This window comes from Pseudomonas sp. FP1742 (assembly GCF_030687145.1).
GTDB lineage: Bacteria > Pseudomonadota > Gammaproteobacteria > Pseudomonadales > Pseudomonadaceae > Aquipseudomonas > Aquipseudomonas frederiksbergensis_D.
The window spans coordinates 4,935,315-4,951,922 of sequence record NZ_CP117460.1; the positions used below are offsets into that span (position 1 = coordinate 4,935,315).

Below are 16,608 nucleotides of genomic sequence, written 5' to 3' on the forward strand. Positions count from 1 at the left end.
TGTCGGGTTCAGGACTCGAGTTGGCGACCGCGGGTTTCCGGCAGGCTTAATGCGGCCAGAATCACCACGCCATAGGCACCGGCAGCGAAGATTCCGATCCCCGTACCAATGGGCAACGTTTCACTCAGCGCCCCAATCAACAATGGAAACAGCGCGGCGATGGAGCGCCCGGCGTTATAGCAAAAGCCCTGGCCCGAACCGCGCATGCGGGTCGGAAACAACTCGGTCAGGAATGCCCCCATGCCAGCGAAAATACCCGAGGCAAAGAAACCCAGCGGAAAGCCCAGCCAGAGCATCCAGGTGTTATCGATGGGCAGTCGGGTGTAGGCCAGAACGATCGCCATGGAGCCGACGGCAAACAGGATGAAGTTCTTTTTTCGGCCGATGGCATCGGTCAGCAACGCGCTGGTCACATAGCCGATGTAGGAGCCGACGATCACCATCGCCAGATAGCCGCCAGTGCCGAGTACGCTCAGGCCGCGTTCGGTTTTCAGGTAAGTCGGTAACCATGTGGTGATCGCGTAATAACCGCCCAGTGCGCCGGTGGTCAGCAACGAAGCGCGCAAGGTGGTACTGAGCATCCGTGGCGCGAAAATTTCGAAGAAGGCCCAACGCGAATCCTTCTGCGGCTTGGCCTTGCGCTCGATACAGGCCTGCTCGAAGGTGTCCGACTCCTTGACCAGTCGGCGGATCACCAATACAAACAACGCAGGCACCAACCCGATCATGAACAACGCCCGCCAGGCCTCTTCCGGCGGCAGAAAGCTGAATAGCCCGGCATACAGCAAAGCCGTCAGCCCCCATCCCAGCGCCCATCCCGCCTGCACCATGCCCACGGCCTTGCCGCGATCCCGGGCGCGAATCACCTCGCCGATCAGCACCGCGCCCGCGGTCCATTCGCCACCGAAGCCAAACCCCATCAGAGTCCGGGCCACCAGCAGTTGCTCGTAGTTCTGTGCCAGTCCGCAGAGGAAGGTGAAGAACGCGAACCACAACACCGTCAGTTGCAAAGTCCGCACCCGGCCGATGCGGTCGGACAGTATTCCGGCGACCCAGCCACCCGCCGCCGAAGCCAGCAGCGTGCAGGTGCCGATCATTCCGGCTTCGCCCCTGGAGATGCCCCAAGTGGCGATGAGGGTAGGAATGACGAAACTCAGCATCTGGGTGTCCATGCCATCCAGGGCATAGCCGATCTTGCAGCTCCAGAAGGTGCGCTTTTCATTTTTCGACAGGGGGCCGTACCAACTGAACGGGCCGGTGCGGCCCGAACCTGAAAGTACGTGGTCAGTCATGGTCTTTTCCATGGGAGTTCCTGCGGCAGCAAGCGAAGATGACGGACACGCCTCTTTATTTTTTTATGAAGGCGTTGTCGTGGGGAACGGACGCAGTGACCTGCGTCGTGGAGCAGATTCTTCGTGCCGGAGCCAAACGGCGTCAAACGGGAAAAAAACGAGGCTATGCATAAGAAAATTTGATACCCCCGGCGACGAACTCTGGAGTAACAATTGCAATGCGCCGAACACTTATTTTTGCGGGAGAACCGCTATGAACCTCAAGTTCCTCGAAACCTTCGTCTGGGTCGCCCGCCTGCAAAGCTTCAGCCTCACCGCAGAGAAAATGTTCAGCACTCAGGCCGCTATCTCCAGCCGGATTGCCTCTCTGGAAGAAGAGTTGGGTCTGCGTTTGTTCGTGCGCGATTCGCGCGGGGTGTCGCTGACACTCGAAGGTCTCAAGGTGCTCGACTACGCCGAGCAGATGCTCGAGGTTCAGCGAGCGCTGAAACACTCGCTGGACAACACCAACCCGCAACAGGGGCTGGTGCGCATCGGGGTGATGGATACGGTGATCCACACCTGGCTCAGCCCGTTGATGTCGACCCTGATGCAGACCTTCCCCGCCGTGGAAATCGAGATCACCGCCGACGCCGCGCGCAATCTGTGCGAGCAACTGCAAAAGGGCTATCTGGACATCGTTTTCCAGACAGACCTGATCCGCCACGAGAGCGTGCGCAACCTCGAACTGGGGCACTATCCCATGCACTGGATCGCCGCCAGCAATTCAATCTATGCCCGCCCCTATGCTTCACTGGCCGAAATGGCCAGTGAGCGCATCATCACTTTCGTTAAAAATTCCCGGCCGCATCAGGATGTACTCAACCTGCTGCACGCCCATGGCATCAATACTCCACGCGTCAGTTGCGTCAACTCGGTGTCGGCCATGACCCGGCTGATTCGTGACGGCTTCGGGATTGGCGCCTTGCCGGCCGCGCTGGTGGCCAAGCCCTTGGCCAGTGGCGAGCTGATTCAGCTGGAGCCGGGTACCCGCTTGCCGCAACTGGATGTCGTGGCTTCGTGGCGTGCCGGAGTCGGCCTGGAGTTGATCGAGAGCATCATCGACATGAGCCGCCAGGTGGTCAGCCAATACGCGGCGGATGTCGGCCCGCTTCGAATGGTTCCGACGCCCGGCCTCAACAGCCGACGGCCCGTTGAATAACTTTTACTTATCCTCGGGTAACAACATTCCTTGTTGGACGGCATCGTCTGGTTTTCCTAAAAAGAACCCCACGAACCTGTGGAGATGCCGTGATGAATCAGCCAGCCCTGTCCTTCGAACAATTGCAGCATCGCCCCCCTACGGCCCTGCGCCAAAGCATCGCCGCCGGACACTACAGTGGCCATACCAGCGGCCTTGGCCAAGGTCGGGTGCAGGCCAACATCGTGATTCTGCCCAGCGATTGGGCTAATGAGTTCCTCAGGTATTGCACCCTCAATCGACAGGCCTGCCCGTTGCTCGACGTTACCGAGCCTGGGGATCCGTATTTTCGCAATCTGGGCACCGCCATTGATATTCGCCATGATGTGCCCCGCTACAGGGTCTATCGCCATGGGGAATTGAGCGAAGAGCCGCTGGATATCGAGCATTTGTGGCAGGACGATCTGGTGGCCTTCGCCATCGGTTGCTCGTTCTCCTTCGAACAACCGCTGCTGGATGCCGGCATCCCCCTCAAACACATCGATTTGGGGCGCAATGTCGCCATGTACCAGACGAACATCGAGACTCGGCCCACCGCTCGCCTGGGTGGCAAGCTGGTGGTAAGCATGCGGCCGATGAAAGCCGCAGACGCGATTCAGGCGATTCAGATCACCGCACGCATGCCCAACGTCCACGGCGCGCCCGTGCACATCGGTAACCCATCGCTGATCGGCATCAACGCGCTGAATGCCCCGGACTACGGCGATGCCGTGCCAGTCGAGGCCGACGAAATCCCGGTATTCTGGGCCTGCGGTGTGACCCCGCAATCGGTGGTACAAGCCTCTCGCCCTCCCCTGTGCATCACCCATGCCCCCGGCTGTATGCTGGTAACGGATGTTTTGAATAGCGCTTTGTAAATGAGTGCGGGCTCGCGTGGAATAGTAACGTGAGCCTTGGATTGGACTCTTCTCAACCTGACAGGGATGCCACGGACAAACAATGAACACTGCTCAACAATCGATTCGACAGTACATAAAAGCCAAGGACGGTAACCGCCCACATTTGTTAGCCCAGGCTTTTGCGCCAGACGCGATACTGGACATGGTCGTGCACACCGGATCTATCTCGTTTCCACCCCACGTTGAAGGCCTTGGACCTATCGGCGATGTGCTGGTCAGGCGATTCGGCCAGACCTTCGAAAACGTCTATACCTTTTGCCTGGGACGCCCACCTGAACCGCAGGCCAAAACATTCCAGTGCAAATGGCTGGTCGGCATGTCCGACAAGAGCTCTGGCGAAGCCCGAGTCGGTTGCGGTCTGTATGAATGGCAGTTCAGCCCCGAGTCGGGGCTCGTCGAGAGGCTCACTATCACCATTGAGCACATGAAAACCCTGTCGGCGACTGATCTGCACTGCATCATGGAATGGGTATCGCATCTGGATTACCCCTGGTGCAGTTCGCAAGCGTTAGTGAACAATGCTCCAGACATAGACACCCTTGAAGAGGTGATCCAGTACGTGACGGCCAATACTCCAACCTGCACTTCGCAGGTGTAGGGCTACATAGTCGTATTGAGCTTCCTTGTCATATCCCGTCAGACGCCGTTGTTACGATTGGTCTGCATTCGAAAAGTACAAACCGACACACCTGAAAACGCCACTCAATGAGTGGCGTTTTTGTGAAATATGCAGCGCAAAACCCAAAGAAAAACTCGCGGGACCGTGAAGCACCCCTTATTTCATCAGCATCCAGCGTAGTACCAATGATTGCGTGGCCTGACCGTGGTTTTCAGAAAAAAACCAGCATCTGTATCGAAAGTTTTCGTTCAAAGCGTGGCGCTTTGCCTTGGTTGAACTACCTTTCAAACAAGAAGAAGACATAACGGTTTGAAATTGCACGTTAGGTTCAGCGATCAGATAGCGGAATGGCAAAAGGAGTTACCTCACTATGGTCCTGACAAGCGTTTTCCGGCTCTTTGCGTTGATTGCCGGTTGCTTTTTAGGGGAGTCAGGTCGGCGGACAGTGCCGTCTTTAGCTGCTGTTGCTATCGAGCCTGAGCCTATCGTTCGGGTCGACAGCTCAGGTATCTGGATCACTAAAAACCGTTATAGCGAAGGTCGCTCGTTGTTCAGTCAGAACAGCGTATTGCAGTTGCTTGCATGTAGCACCAAGGAATATTGCCGGGGCCATTAGTCAGGGGTCTGGCGGGGTAGAGGGCCGACCGAGGCCCCTTGTAGTGATCCGAGGCAACTTGGTTTGCCTTGTAGATGGCCTATTCAGCGAGGATGCACTTAATGAGCTATCGTACCGTGCCCGCTTTCAAGCGAATCATCCATGGCCTGTTCTGGATAGGCCTCAGCGTGGACGCGGCTCAGGCCGCGGCGGCCAATTGTTCGCAGATGGACAGTTTGCCAACCACGTTCGAGGTCGGTCAGGGGCTTCAGAGTGAACTGCACACACCGGTTCCGGTGACGCAACTGGCCGTGGGTGACCCGAAAATTGCCGATGTGCAACCCAGCGGCAACAATCCCAGCGCCTTCATACTCACCGGTCTGACACCGGGAGCCACCAGCCTGATGGTCTGGACCTCCTGTTCGAAAACGCCGCGCCAAAGCATGGTGTTCGTCAAGGGCAAGGCTACCTCGGCGCTGACCAGTGCGTCGACCGGACCTTACGAAGACCCGCTGCTGCCAAGCCAGGTGCAAACCGATATTCGCTTCGTTGAAGTCAGCCGGACCAAACTCAAGGAAGCCTCAGCGTCTATTTTCGGCACCCGCGGCAACTTCCTGTTCGGCTCGCCGAGGACCTTGCCTACCATCGGCGGCATCGTTACGCCGTCATTGCCGGTGAACAACGATAATTTCAACCTCTCTTTTGCGACCGGCAATACCCTGGTGGCGATCAACGCGCTGGAAGGCAGCGGTTTCGCCTATACCCTGGCGCGGCCAAGTCTGGTAGCGCTCAGCGGGCAAAGTGCGAGCTTCCTGGCCGGCGGTGAAGTACCGATTCCAGTGCCCAGTGCCGGCAGCGATAACATCTCCATCGAGTACAAGGAGTTCGGTATCCGCCTGACCCTGACGCCAACCATCATCGAGAAAAACCGTATTGCCCTGAAGGTGGCGCCGGAAGTCAGTGAACTGGACTTCACCAACGCCGTGAGCATCGCCGGCACGATAGTTCCGGCGCTGACCATACGCCGTACCGACACCAGCATCTCCCTGGCCGACGGCGAAAGCTTCGTCATCAGCGGCCTGATCAGTACCCGCAACAATTCCCAGGTGAACAAATTCCCGGGGCTGGGCGATATCCCGATTCTCGGCGCGTTCTTCCGCGACAACTCCATCAACCGTGAGGAGCGCGAACTGCTGATGATCGTCACCCCGCATCTGGTCCAGCCCCTGGCGGCCAATGCACAACTGCCATCGTTGCCTGGCGAGCAGCTGCGCAATTACGACCCGAACTTCTACCGCATGTTTTTCCTCGAAAATGGTGATTTCGACAGTAAGAGCGGGCTCTCGCAATGAGCCGGAGCCAGACGCTGAACCGGGCTTTCGCCCTCACTCTTAACGGTGACCTTGAGCGCTTGGCGGGCCAGCTGTATTGCCACTGGCCAGGCGCTCAACGTGTTGTAGCCAGAGGACACTCGATGAAAGCAGTCATTGCAATAACGGCGACATTGATGCTCGCAGGTTGTGCCACCAATGGCCTGTCTTCGCGACCGGCTGTCTGTGCCAAGCCCAGTTCGGAGCAAGAACTGGCCCTGAATCTGGCCGACAACATGGTCAATGAGGGCCGTTTGTATGCCAGCCTGGCGAATCTTGAAGGTTTGCCCGATGACCTGGTCCAGGTTCGCCTGCGAAAGGCTCGGGTGCTGCGCTTGATGGGGCGTAAAGATGCGGAGCCGTTGTATCAAAGCTTGCTCGGCACCTGTCTGGCCCCTGAAGGGGAACATGGCCTGGGCCAGTTGGCCGCGGCTAAAAATGATAACGCCACCGCTGCCACTCACCTTGAGCGAGCGGTGAAGATGTCCCCCACCGACGACAAGATGCGCAATGACCTGGGGGTCGTCTACCTCAATCAGCGACGGATCCCTGAAGCCCGCTTCGAGTTCATGACGGCCATGGAGCTCAAGCAGGCGGATTCACTGGCGGCACTCAACATGGTGACGCTGCTGATCTATCAGGATAACTGGAAGGCGGCTGCGGAACTCGCGAACCGCGCCAGCTTGAGTCCCCAGCAAGTCGCCGAGGCTCAAAACCGCGCGGAAAAACTCAAGGCCTCCGCTAAAAAAGCGGTGGCTTCCGAGGGGAATCGCAAGGCCGAGGTAGCCGATGCCTCACCCAGTGCTGCGATCAAGTAGAACGTACGAGGAGTCGAGATGAATACCAAAAGGCTGTTGATTGTGTGCATGGCTTGCCTGACCACCAGTGCCTGGGCCATTGAGCCGGGTCCCTCCTCGGCGCCGCAGAAAGGCACCGAACAGTGGATGCAGCTACAGATTCGTGGTGTGGTTGCCTCCCCTTTTCGGCAAACTGCATCGGCCACTGAGCGTGACCTGGCCTTCCAGCGCTGGCTGAACAGCTTCACCTACCCGATTCCGATGTTCTTTGAGCAAAAAGCTGGGGGGGAAATGGCCACCAGCAAATGAGGCACGTCAATGGATGATCAACCTCTGGCATAGCCCAGAGTAGCCTGGCTAAAAAGCCAGGCTTAATTATGTCTGCAGGAAAGTATTGGCATCTACACAGTTTTCAGTTCTGACCGAATCCCTCTGTAGATACTCTGTTCACTTAAGCAACTTCAGCCGCGACGCATTCTTTGTAACAGATCGCATTACGGCTTAAGTGAACAGCATTGCTGTAGGAACGAGGGATGTGTAGATCTTGGGAGGGGAAGTATAAGTAAGGCTCGGGCGGCAGGGCCATCGTCTCGACAGCCTCTGCCCGTTTACTTCACCCGAATGCTTTCATTACCCCGATCAGGGCAGGGCCGATGGCGACCAGAAAGAAGCTAGGCCACAGGCAGAAAATCAGCGGGAATATCAGCTTGGTGCCGATTTTCGCCCCCGCCTCTTCGGCGGCCTGCGTACGCCGATCGCGGAATTCATCGGCATAGATGCGCAGGGTGTCGGCCACGCTGGTACCAAAGCGAATACTCTGCGCCAACAGGCTGACCAACCCTTGCACGTCCTCCAGACCGGTACGTACGGCCAGTTGTTTGAGCGCCTCGGTACTGGTGATGCCTGCGCGGATCTGCGCGTTGACCAGAGCCAGTTCCTCAGCCAGTTCAACCTGACTGACCGACATCTCTTCAGCAACCCGTTCAATGGTCGTGGGCAGGGCCAGGCCCGACTCCACACAGACCACCATCAGATCCAGCGCATCCGGAAACGCGGCACGCAGCCGACCTTGACGCGCCTGCTTGCGCTTGCTGACATACAGTGCCGGCAGCAGCCATCCGATACCGGCCGCCATGGCCACCATCAGCAGCCCCATGCTCAACGAAATCCTGGGAATCATCGGCAATAGCAACAACGTAAGGCCGATCATCAACAGCGGTAATATCAAACGTACCGCCCAGTACATCTGCACCGCTGAAGAGGAACGGTACCCCGCGTGCGTCAACAGTGTCTGGGTTGCAGATGTCTGTGCCGATTCAGCCGAGGCAAAGCGCTGGCCGACTCGCTCCAGCAACAGTTGCAGATTACTCGGCGCGTCCTGCCCTGCCGTGTTGCCTAAATGACCACGCTTGATCAGTGCCAGACGGCGCTGCACCGGGTCCTGAAGCCCCAGCATCAGCAATATCACCGCAACGACCGCAAGCACCGTACTGAGACCGATCGCGACAAGAAACAACAGGCGCGCCACCTCCTCGTTCCCCGTGACCCGACTGAACAATCCGAGTAAAAAATCCATGATCTGTACCTCCCGGTAGCGAATACCGCTTAAACCTGAATCCGGATGATTTTTCGTATCCAGAAAATCCCGACCAGCATGGCGCAGAAAGCTCCGATGATCAGCTTGTGTCCTATGGGATCATTGAGCAGCACGGGCATGTAGGTGGGGCTTGTGACAACGATCGCGATGGCTAGCACGAAGGGAATGGCCACCAGTATCCAGGCCGACATCCGCCCTTCCGCCGACAGGGTCTTGACCTTGCGCTGAAAGCGAAAGCGTCCACGGATCAGGCGACTCAGACGCTCCAGCACCTCGGTCAGATTACCGCCGGTCTCGCGGTGAATAAGGATCGAGGTCACCAGCATCATCACCGTCATGCTCGGCATCCTCTCCAGCAAGCCGAGCATGGCCCGGCGTACATCGTTGCCATAGTTGATATCGGCGAAGGTCAGGCCGAACTCATGAGCGACCGGCCCCTTGTGCTCCTCGGCGACCAGGCGCAGCGTTTCGTTGAACGGGTGCCCGGCACGCAAGGCCCGGCACATGGCATCCAGCGCATCCGGCAGGCCCTCCTCAAACGCGTTGAAACGTTTGCTCCGGTCACGAGAAACTTTCAACAGCGGTAACCAGAATGCTCCGAAGCCCGCCAACAGCGCCATCCACCAGACTGTCGAGACCATCCAGATCGAGATGACCGTACAAGCGCCCAGGAACAACCCGAGCAATATCACCCGGTAAGCACGATAGTCATGGCCGGCCTGCTCGATCATCGATGTCAGGTTCGCCATAAAGGGCAATTGTTCAAGCATGGCCTCCAGTGGCGACAGACGCGTCAGGTATTTCTGCCGCAGCACCGTCTGCATGTTGGGCAAATTGTTGGCTTTTTCCAGCACATGCAAACGGCCGCGGATGCGCTTGCGCATCTTGCCGGCCTCACCAAACACCGGCACCACAACGCCCTGGGACAAGAGGAACACGGCGATAAACACCATGCCCAAGAACATCACAATGAATTCACCAGGAATATGACTCATGGCTGCCGTGCCTCCATCCATTCAGGTCTGAACATCGTCAGCGGCAACTCGATGCCGCGCTTGGCCAACACATCGCGGAAGGACGGAATCATGCCGCTAGGGCGATAGTCGCCGAGCACTTCGCCGTTTTCGCCCATGCCTTGGCGCGCAAAGGAGAAAATTTCGGTCATGGTGATGATCTCGCCTTCCATGCCGTTGATCTCCTGTACGCTGACCAGTCGGCGCTTGCCATCCTCCTGACGTTCCAGCTGGATCACCACATCAATCGCCGATGCGATCTGCTGACGCATGGCCTTGATCGGGAAAGTCGCCCCGGTCATCGACACCATGTTCTCGATACGCCCCAACGCATCGCGCGCGGTGTTAGCGTGGATGGTGGTCAATGAGCCGTCGTGGCCGGTGTTCATCGCCGTCAGCATGTCCAGCGCCTCGGCGCCACGCACTTCGCCGATCACAATACGGTCCGGACGCATCCGCAAACTGTTGCGTACCAATTCCCGCTGGCTCACCTCGCCACGCCCCTCGATGTTCGAAGGTCGGGTTTCCAGGCGTACCACATGGGGTTGTTGCAGTTGCAGTTCGGCCGAGTCTTCGATGGTGACGATCCGCTCGTTGTGCGGGATGAAACTGGACAGCACGTTGAGCATAGTGGTCTTGCCGCTGCCGGTACCGCCGGAAATCAGCACGTTCAAGCGCCCGCGGACAATTGCCTTGAGCAGCAGCGCAATGGCCGGGGTCAACGTCCCCACCTGAATCAGGCTGTCGGTATTGAGCAGGTCCACCGCAAAGCGGCGAATCGACACGCTCGGGCCGTCGATGGCCAGCGGCGGAATAATCGCATTGACCCGCGAACCGTCCTTGAGCCGGGCGTCCACCAATGGCGAGGACTCGTCGATACGCCGCCCCAGGCTGGACACGATGCGGTCGATGATGTTGAGCAAATGCTGATCATCGCGAAAACGCACATCGGTCCGTTGCAGTTTGCCGAAGCGCTCGACATAGACCGAGGCATAGCCGTTGACCAGAATGTCGGACACGCTGTGATCGGCCAGCAACGGTTCCAGGGGCCCGAGGCCGAGCACCTCGTCGGTGATCTGCTTGATAATCAGCTGGCGGCTGGTGGTACTCACCGGAGCCGAATGCTCGTCGAGCAGGCGCTGGCAAATATCACGAATCTGCCGCGCGGCCTCGGCATGTTCAAGGGAGTCCAGCAAGGACAGGTCCATGACCTTGAGCAATTGCTGGTAGATTTTTTCCCGCCACTCGGCCTCCACCGGAGTGACCTGGCTTCTGGTTTCGTAAAGAACGTCCGGCGTTGCACGTTCCCACGCCATTATTTCTTCGGCCGGATCCAGCAGGTCGTCGCCCGGCTGAGCCGCTGACGATGAGGCGGGTTTACCGGACTGTTTGCGCAAGCGGTTACGAAAGTCGCTGATCATGGGTCATCCCCCGAAAAAACGGTTGAAGGCGCGTTTGAGTAAGCCTTTGTTCCCGGCTACCTGTTGACCGACCAGGTCCTCGGTCATGTCGCGCAGGGCGGTAGTGATCGCTGCCCTCGGCGCATGCAGCCCCAACGGCACGCCAGTGTTCTGACTCTGGCTGACCAGGTTGAAGTCGTTGGGTAATTTCGACAGATTGGTGCAGCGCAGTGCCTCGCCGATATCTTTGAGGCTGATCGCCGCGGCCTTGTCAAAGCGGTTGACCACGATCTGCAATTGATCGCCGCGCACGCCCAGGTCGTCGCGAAGAATCCGCACCAGGGAGCTGGCATCGCGCAGATGACTGACACTCTGCTGCACCACCACGTACACCCGATCCACCTGTTCCAGCACGGAGCCGGTGAGGTGGTCGATTTGCCGCGGCAGGTCGATCACCACCCAGTCATAGCTGGCGCGGGCCAGCTGCAACAGGGTGTCAAGTTGCTCGGGTTGGGCATCCTGCGGCAGGCACAGCTCACCGGCCCGACCACCCAGCACATGCAAGGTGGGGCTGAAGTGGCTGCAAAAACCCCGTAGCGCGACGCTGTCCATGCCATCGATCTGATGCAACACCTCAAGATGGCTGTGCGTCTGCGCCACATCCAGGTAATGCGTCACGCTGCCGAATTGCAGGTCCATGTCCAGCAGCAGAGTACTGCCGCCCTTGACGCTGAGCTGTTGAGCCAGGTTGCAGGCCAGCAAGGTTCCGCCGGAGCCACCCTTGGCGCTCATCACGGCGATCAATTTCCCTTCTGTCCCGCTGCCGGTGCGAACCTCCATGACCAGTCGATTCAAGGCGGCCACCAGTTCTGTCTCGGCGATGGGCTCCGGCAGCACGTCCCGGGCGCCGGCCTGCATCGCCAGGCGCATGCCTTCCTGTTCGGTCAGCAGACCGCACACCAACATCGGCGGACGCTCATGGGCCGGGCGCTGCAACAGCGCCGCCAACTCTTCGCGCCACAGGTGGCTGACGCGCAGCAGCAACAGATCGGGCATCCGGTCCAGACCGTAGAGCGGGTCGACATGCCCATTGCTCACCAGGCGAGTGCTCACCTCCAGGCAAGGCATGCGCTGGCAGACGCTCTGCAGATCGCGCAAAGAGTTGGCATCACGGCTGCTGATCAGCAACCGCAGCCCGGTCTTGCCGGTCGAGGTGGAGAGCGGAGTGTCCTTGGTATTCAGCATGGTGTGATCTCCCCGGAATCGGAATGACGCCCGAGGCTTTCGCGTGGCAAGGTTGCCCTGAATGCAGGCAGAGTAATAGGCACGCCGAACCCGGGAATAAACAGATTGAAAACGAAGTCTTGCAGACTCAACTGGACATAACGGATGGCACGAAAACCGTTGACGCTGACCAGGTCGCCGGGATTGGCCACCACAGCACCGTTAACGTCCAGATAGGTCAGCGTCAGGTTGCTGGTGGCCAGACTCGTGATCAGCTGGCTCGTACCGGCGTCGGTCGCGGCGTTGAAGATCGCCCGCCGCAACACCACTGGATCGCTGATGTTGCACACTGCCGCCAGGCGTGCACCACGCCGCGCGGCTTCATCCAGCGCATTGACCGTGAAGTACAGCCGGCCCATTTCCAGCACGCCGAACAACAGCGTGAACACCAGCATGCCGATGACGGCGAATTCCACGATATACAGGCCGCGCATGTGTTTGCGATTCATCACAGTGCCCTCATGACAGTGGTGGCGACCAGCGGAATGCTCAGCGCAATCGGAGTGCCAAAAAATCCCGGAATCGAGCCGGCACAATTGCCGCTGCCAATCACCGGGCAGAAGTTGTAGGTTATGGTGACTCGCACGTGGTCGGTGCCCACCGCGGCGACCACGACGTTTGCGGTCGTCAATCCTGACACCACCGCGGTCCCGGTATTTGCAGGCACACCATAGACCGCCACATTTTTCGTCTGGGTCACCAGCGTATTGCTCAGAGAGACAGCGCCGAGTGTCGAGTTCCACGCCTGGCTGGCGACAAAACGGTCGGCATCACGGCTGGCCTGCAGCAGAACGTTGTACTGATAAAACATGCGGCCGAATTCGCCGAGGCTCAGCAACAACAGCAGCAGTATCGGCAAGACAAGGGTGAATTCCACCAGTGCCACACCCTGCTGGGCCTGTGGTCGTTTAAATACGTGAAGTCCCATGACGCCCCCTACGAGTCAGTGCTCGGAGTGCCGCTGCCATTGATATAGGTTTTGTAGAGCTGAATGATCTGTGGGCCGGAATCGTTTGCGGGTGTAGGGCTGGGCACGTTGTCGCCTTCGCACTCTTTCACAAACTGGCCGAAGATCTGCGAGTCCGTGCCGCCGCCACTCATTGGCTGCACCACGTAATAGCAGCCAAAACCCAGGACGGGGATCGAGGTAGAACCGCCCTGTTTGCCAGTGCAGTCGCCCACCACGATTTTCAGCATCCGGCGCTCGAACACCCCACCGCTCTGACAGCCGCTGCCGGACCCTGCCACACACGCGGCAGTGCTCGTACGCCAGTCGTTGTAGTCAAATATCGCGTCACTGCCCGCAGTGAGATTGCCGCTGCTCGAGACGACGGTCTGCCCCTTGTATTTCATTTGTGGCGGGTTGACCGAGTCGTCGTAAGTGATCTCGGGGTTGCTCGACGTGGTCACCAAGTCTGGCGGATAGTCCGAGGCGCTGACCGGGCCGTTGTAGATCCCGAAGCGCGTATTCAAACCTTGAGAGGTAGGGCCGACCTTGTTACCAGGAGCAGTCTGGACGTTTTGCCCCACGTTGCGACAAACCTCGCCACCTCCTGCCAGGTCATCCCTGACCGTACTGCCGCCCGAGCCAAAATCGAGCAATTGAAAGTTGCCTGGGCCTATAGGGGACGAATTACCGGCAGCCGTCTTCAATACCTGCAAATCACCAAACTGGAAGCCCCAGAACATGCCAGCGGCCGGGTCGTATTTAGTCGGGTCACCGCAGACCATCAAAGGTGCGAGATCACAAGGACTGGTAGGGCTAGGTCCAGCAGTGGCGATCGCCGCCACCGCTTTGCTGCCCACGGCGCCGAATGCCTGGACGACGCCCCAGAAAAATCCTGTCAGGCTATAGTTCGGTACCGATACCCGAACATATTTGGCATTTGCCGGCCCCGGATAAGAGAACGGGCCATAGACGCTACTGGAAAGTTCCACCACCGCAAAGGTGCCTGGGTTGCCAGCGACAGCCGCTGCCAATTCGTTGTTGCCCGAGGCATTGGCATTTTGCGTCAACGTATTGAGCGCGGCAGTGCGCGTCACGCTGGCAATGTTGAGACCACCTTCCACCTGACTCAGGGTTTTGGCGCCACTCAGGGCGGCGGCATCCACCGCATTCTGTAGGCGCGTTTTGTTCAGCATCAAGTGTCCGCCATCCAGGGCCAACGCCGCCATCATGGCAATCGCCGCCAACGCGAACACCATCAATACGCTCACCGCTCCTTCCTGGCGCCTTGGCGTCGCAGTGAACGGCCGCTGAATACGAAGATTCATCATCAAGCCCTCTTTGCCGATACTGATCCGGATCGGCTCCGCCAATACCTTGGTGCCCAAGCACCCCTACCGCCCTGTCAACGAACTTTCACAACGCTGGTCTGGATCCCGCGGATGATGGTGAGAGCTCCGCCACCGTCGCCACGTGGCACCACGCGTTTTTGCACTGGGGCGGCGGCCACAACCATGGGGGCCGGTGCAACTGGCGCGGCGGTCACGATTTTTTTCTCGGAGTTCAGCGGGTTGCGCAGGGTCAGTTGCAGTTTCCCTTCCGTTTGCGCCGTGACCAGGGTTTCAGCCTCTGCGGTCGTCATCTCCAGCGTCACTGCGCGCACCACCACCGGTTGGGTCTTGTCGGTACCTGCCGTCTGGTCCACCGCCAGCACTCGCAAGTTCTCGAGGATGGTCCTGGACACGGCGCTGTTACTGCCGGCACTTGTGGTTTTGGTCGCCAGTACATCGACCCGGTTACCTGGGAGGAGGAATCCGCCCACACCGACCACATCGTCCACGCGTACCGATATGGCACGTTTGTCTGTGGCTATCAGAGAGGCCAGGGTACTGCCGCCCAGGTGCTCGCTCAGGCGTGCGCCGCGCATGACGTCGCCACGCAAGATGTCGAACGTTGCGATCTTGCCTACGGCCTTGTCGCTGGAATCGAGAGCATCGTCCGGGATCGTGTCCATGGGCATGCGCACGGTCGTGACCTGTTGGGCCTCGACCATCTGCCCGAATGGAATTTCTACTGTGGCAACCACCACGCTTCGAAGGTGGTCATCTGGCGTGGCATTGAGCCGGGCGCTCAGCCAGGAATCGGCCATCCATGCAGCACCAAGGCCCATGACCAGGGAAACGCCTATCAGGGGAAGAGTACGAGAGCTCATGTCAGTATCTCCGTATCAAAGAAAGTCGAGCTGGACGAAATAGTTGTGCCAGGCCCATTCCAACTCTTGTGGCGACAAGGCCCCGGTACCACCCATATAACGCTGACGGTCGAGGGCCATGTTCAGGAGATCGCGGGGATGGCAAGGCACCAGGGGCATGCCTTCACTTGCATAAAGCCTTTGCAGTACATAACGCAGCAGCAGCGGGTCAAAAGAAATGCCCAGACGCTCGCATTCCTGACGCCAGATCTTTTCGTACTCCTCAGGCTTCAGGTAACCGAACTGCAGCTTGTAGCCAATCCGGCGCAGGAAGGCCTCATCGGCCAGTTCCAGAGGATTGAGGTTGGTGGAGAACACCAGAATCAGATCGAACGGCAACTCGCAGTGCCGACCGCCGCCCAGGTTGAGGAAGTCGCGTTTCTCTTCCATCGGGACGATCCAGCGGTTCAACAACTCGGCGGGTGCCATGCGCTGGCGTCCCATGTCGTCGATGATGAACAGGCCATTGCTGGCCTTGAGCTGCAAGGCGGCCTGGTACTGACGGGTGAAGGGGTCATAGCGAACGTCCAGTTGCTCCATGCTCAACTCACCGCCCGTAATGACGATCGGGCGTTTGCAGCACAGCAGTCGACGATCGATCCCTTCGTTGAGCATCAGGTTGTTATGCTGACTGTTGTCATCCAGACGCTGATGCACCTGCGGGTCATAGATCTCGATCACCGACTCATTGATCACGATGGCATGTGGCACCCAGATGGCCTCGGCGAACAGACGAATCAGTCGACTGCTGACGTAGGTCTTGCCGGTACCCGCGGGGCCATAAATCATGATTGCGCGCCCGGAGTTCAGGGCCACCCCCAGTTGATCGAGCATCCCCTCCGTGAGCACGACGCCGGTAAGGGCCTTGTGCATATCGCTCGAGCCGATGCGACCATGGTGAATGGTCTGGATTTTGATCAGGGAACGGTAGGTGCTCACCGGGAATGGTGCCGCACCGATATAGCCGCTACGCGACAGGGCATCACGGGCGGCACTGCGACCGCGTTCGGTCAGGCTATAACGCAGCATCTGCCCAGCCGTTTGGCCCATCTGGCCAAGCACTTCGATACGGCCATCCTTGCGCAGGAACGCCAGGACCTCTTCAAGTACAGCACCGGTCAGCGCCAGGCGCTCCACCAGCCGCGGCATGTCCAGCACGCCGGCGTCGTACAAATGCTTGCATACCAACTCACCGAGAAAACTGTCTGTCAGACCCGTCTCGCGGATTGTGCACGGCTGAGGAGCCAGTCGTTGCACCGCTTCCCGATCGCTGGAGTAGGCATCACTATCGACAATGACGTGCAT

At 58.8% G+C, this 16,608-nt stretch carries 16 protein-coding genes; 6 read left to right on the plus strand and 10 right to left on the minus strand.

All coding sequences use genetic code 11. The features are described from left to right. Positions 1–8 precede the first annotated feature (8 nt). A complete protein-coding gene (locus tag PSH64_RS22375; protein ID WP_305478699.1) occupies positions 9–1,292 on the minus strand; it encodes an MFS transporter in 1,284 nt (427 codons plus the stop codon). A gap of 253 nt (positions 1,293–1,545) precedes the next feature. Between PSH64_RS22375 and PSH64_RS22380 the strand changes: the two genes are divergently transcribed. The 6 genes from PSH64_RS22380 (at position 1,546) to PSH64_RS22405 (ending at position 7,121) form a co-directional block, all read left to right on the plus strand. Then, complete coding sequence (locus tag PSH64_RS22380; RefSeq protein WP_105342926.1) at positions 1,546–2,493, plus strand: LysR family transcriptional regulator; 948 nt, start codon at positions 1,546–1,548, stop codon at positions 2,491–2,493. 92 nt (positions 2,494–2,585) lie between these two features. After that, entirely contained in the window at positions 2,586–3,389 is an 804-nt protein-coding gene (locus PSH64_RS22385) for a putative hydro-lyase (protein ID WP_305478701.1), read from the plus strand. Between the two features lie 82 nt (positions 3,390–3,471). Next, the gene (locus tag PSH64_RS22390) at positions 3,472–4,029 is read left to right on the plus strand and encodes a hypothetical protein (RefSeq protein WP_305478702.1); all 558 of its coding nucleotides are present in this window, start codon (positions 3,472–3,474) and stop codon (positions 4,027–4,029) included. A 738-nt stretch (positions 4,030–4,767) separates the two neighbouring features. Next, positions 4,768–5,997: a type II and III secretion system protein family protein gene (locus tag PSH64_RS22395; protein WP_305478703.1), complete on the plus strand. Its 1,230-nt coding sequence runs from the start codon at positions 4,768–4,770 to the stop codon at positions 5,995–5,997. Positions 5,998–6,119: 122 nt separating this feature from the next. Beyond that, positions 6,120–6,833, plus strand: coding sequence for a tetratricopeptide repeat protein (locus tag PSH64_RS22400; RefSeq protein WP_028938933.1), 714 nt, complete (start codon positions 6,120–6,122; stop codon positions 6,831–6,833). Positions 6,834–6,851: 18 nt separating this feature from the next. Continuing rightward, complete coding sequence (locus PSH64_RS22405; RefSeq protein ID WP_305478704.1) at positions 6,852–7,121, plus strand: DUF3613 domain-containing protein; 270 nt, start codon at positions 6,852–6,854, stop codon at positions 7,119–7,121. 304 nt (positions 7,122–7,425) lie between these two features. Here the strand turns inward: PSH64_RS22405 and PSH64_RS22410 are convergent, their stop codons facing one another. The 9 genes from PSH64_RS22410 to PSH64_RS22450 all read right to left on the minus strand — a co-directional run bounded on the left by PSH64_RS22410 (position 7,426) and on the right by PSH64_RS22450 (position 16,608). Beyond that, positions 7,426–8,388, minus strand: a complete 963-nt coding sequence (locus PSH64_RS22410) for a type II secretion system F family protein (protein WP_305478705.1) — start codon at positions 8,386–8,388, stop codon at positions 7,426–7,428. Between the two features lie 29 nt (positions 8,389–8,417). Next, positions 8,418–9,404 (minus strand): type II secretion system F family protein, encoded by a 987-nt coding sequence (locus tag PSH64_RS22415; RefSeq protein ID WP_305478706.1) that lies wholly within the window; start codon positions 9,402–9,404, stop codon positions 8,418–8,420. Next, positions 9,401–10,843 carry a CpaF family protein gene (locus PSH64_RS22420; RefSeq protein ID WP_305478707.1) on the minus strand — a complete coding sequence of 481 codons (1,443 nt, stop codon included), beginning with the start codon at positions 10,841–10,843 and terminating at the stop codon, positions 9,401–9,403. The genes PSH64_RS22415 and PSH64_RS22420 overlap by 4 nt, the downstream gene beginning before the upstream one ends. A gap of 3 nt (positions 10,844–10,846) precedes the next feature. Continuing rightward, a complete protein-coding gene (locus PSH64_RS22425) occupies positions 10,847–12,067 on the minus strand; it encodes an AAA family ATPase (RefSeq protein ID WP_305478708.1) in 1,221 nt (406 codons plus the stop codon). After that, a complete protein-coding gene (locus PSH64_RS22430; RefSeq protein WP_305478709.1) occupies positions 12,061–12,555 on the minus strand; it encodes a TadE family protein in 495 nt (164 codons plus the stop codon). The genes PSH64_RS22425 and PSH64_RS22430 overlap by 7 nt, the downstream gene beginning before the upstream one ends. Then, a complete protein-coding gene (locus tag PSH64_RS22435; RefSeq protein ID WP_305478710.1) occupies positions 12,555–13,034 on the minus strand; it encodes a TadE/TadG family type IV pilus assembly protein in 480 nt (159 codons plus the stop codon). The genes PSH64_RS22430 and PSH64_RS22435 overlap by 1 nt, the downstream gene beginning before the upstream one ends. 8 nt (positions 13,035–13,042) lie before the next feature. Continuing rightward, the gene (locus tag PSH64_RS22440; protein WP_305478712.1) at positions 13,043–14,383 is read right to left on the minus strand and encodes a Tad domain-containing protein; all 1,341 of its coding nucleotides are present in this window, start codon (positions 14,381–14,383) and stop codon (positions 13,043–13,045) included. Between the two features lie 74 nt (positions 14,384–14,457). After that, positions 14,458–15,264 (minus strand): Flp pilus assembly protein CpaB, encoded by an 807-nt coding sequence (gene cpaB / locus PSH64_RS22445; RefSeq protein ID WP_230139508.1) that lies wholly within the window; start codon positions 15,262–15,264, stop codon positions 14,458–14,460. 15 nt (positions 15,265–15,279) lie between these two features. Continuing rightward, a complete protein-coding gene (locus PSH64_RS22450; protein ID WP_305478713.1) occupies positions 15,280–16,608 on the minus strand; it encodes an AAA family ATPase in 1,329 nt (442 codons plus the stop codon).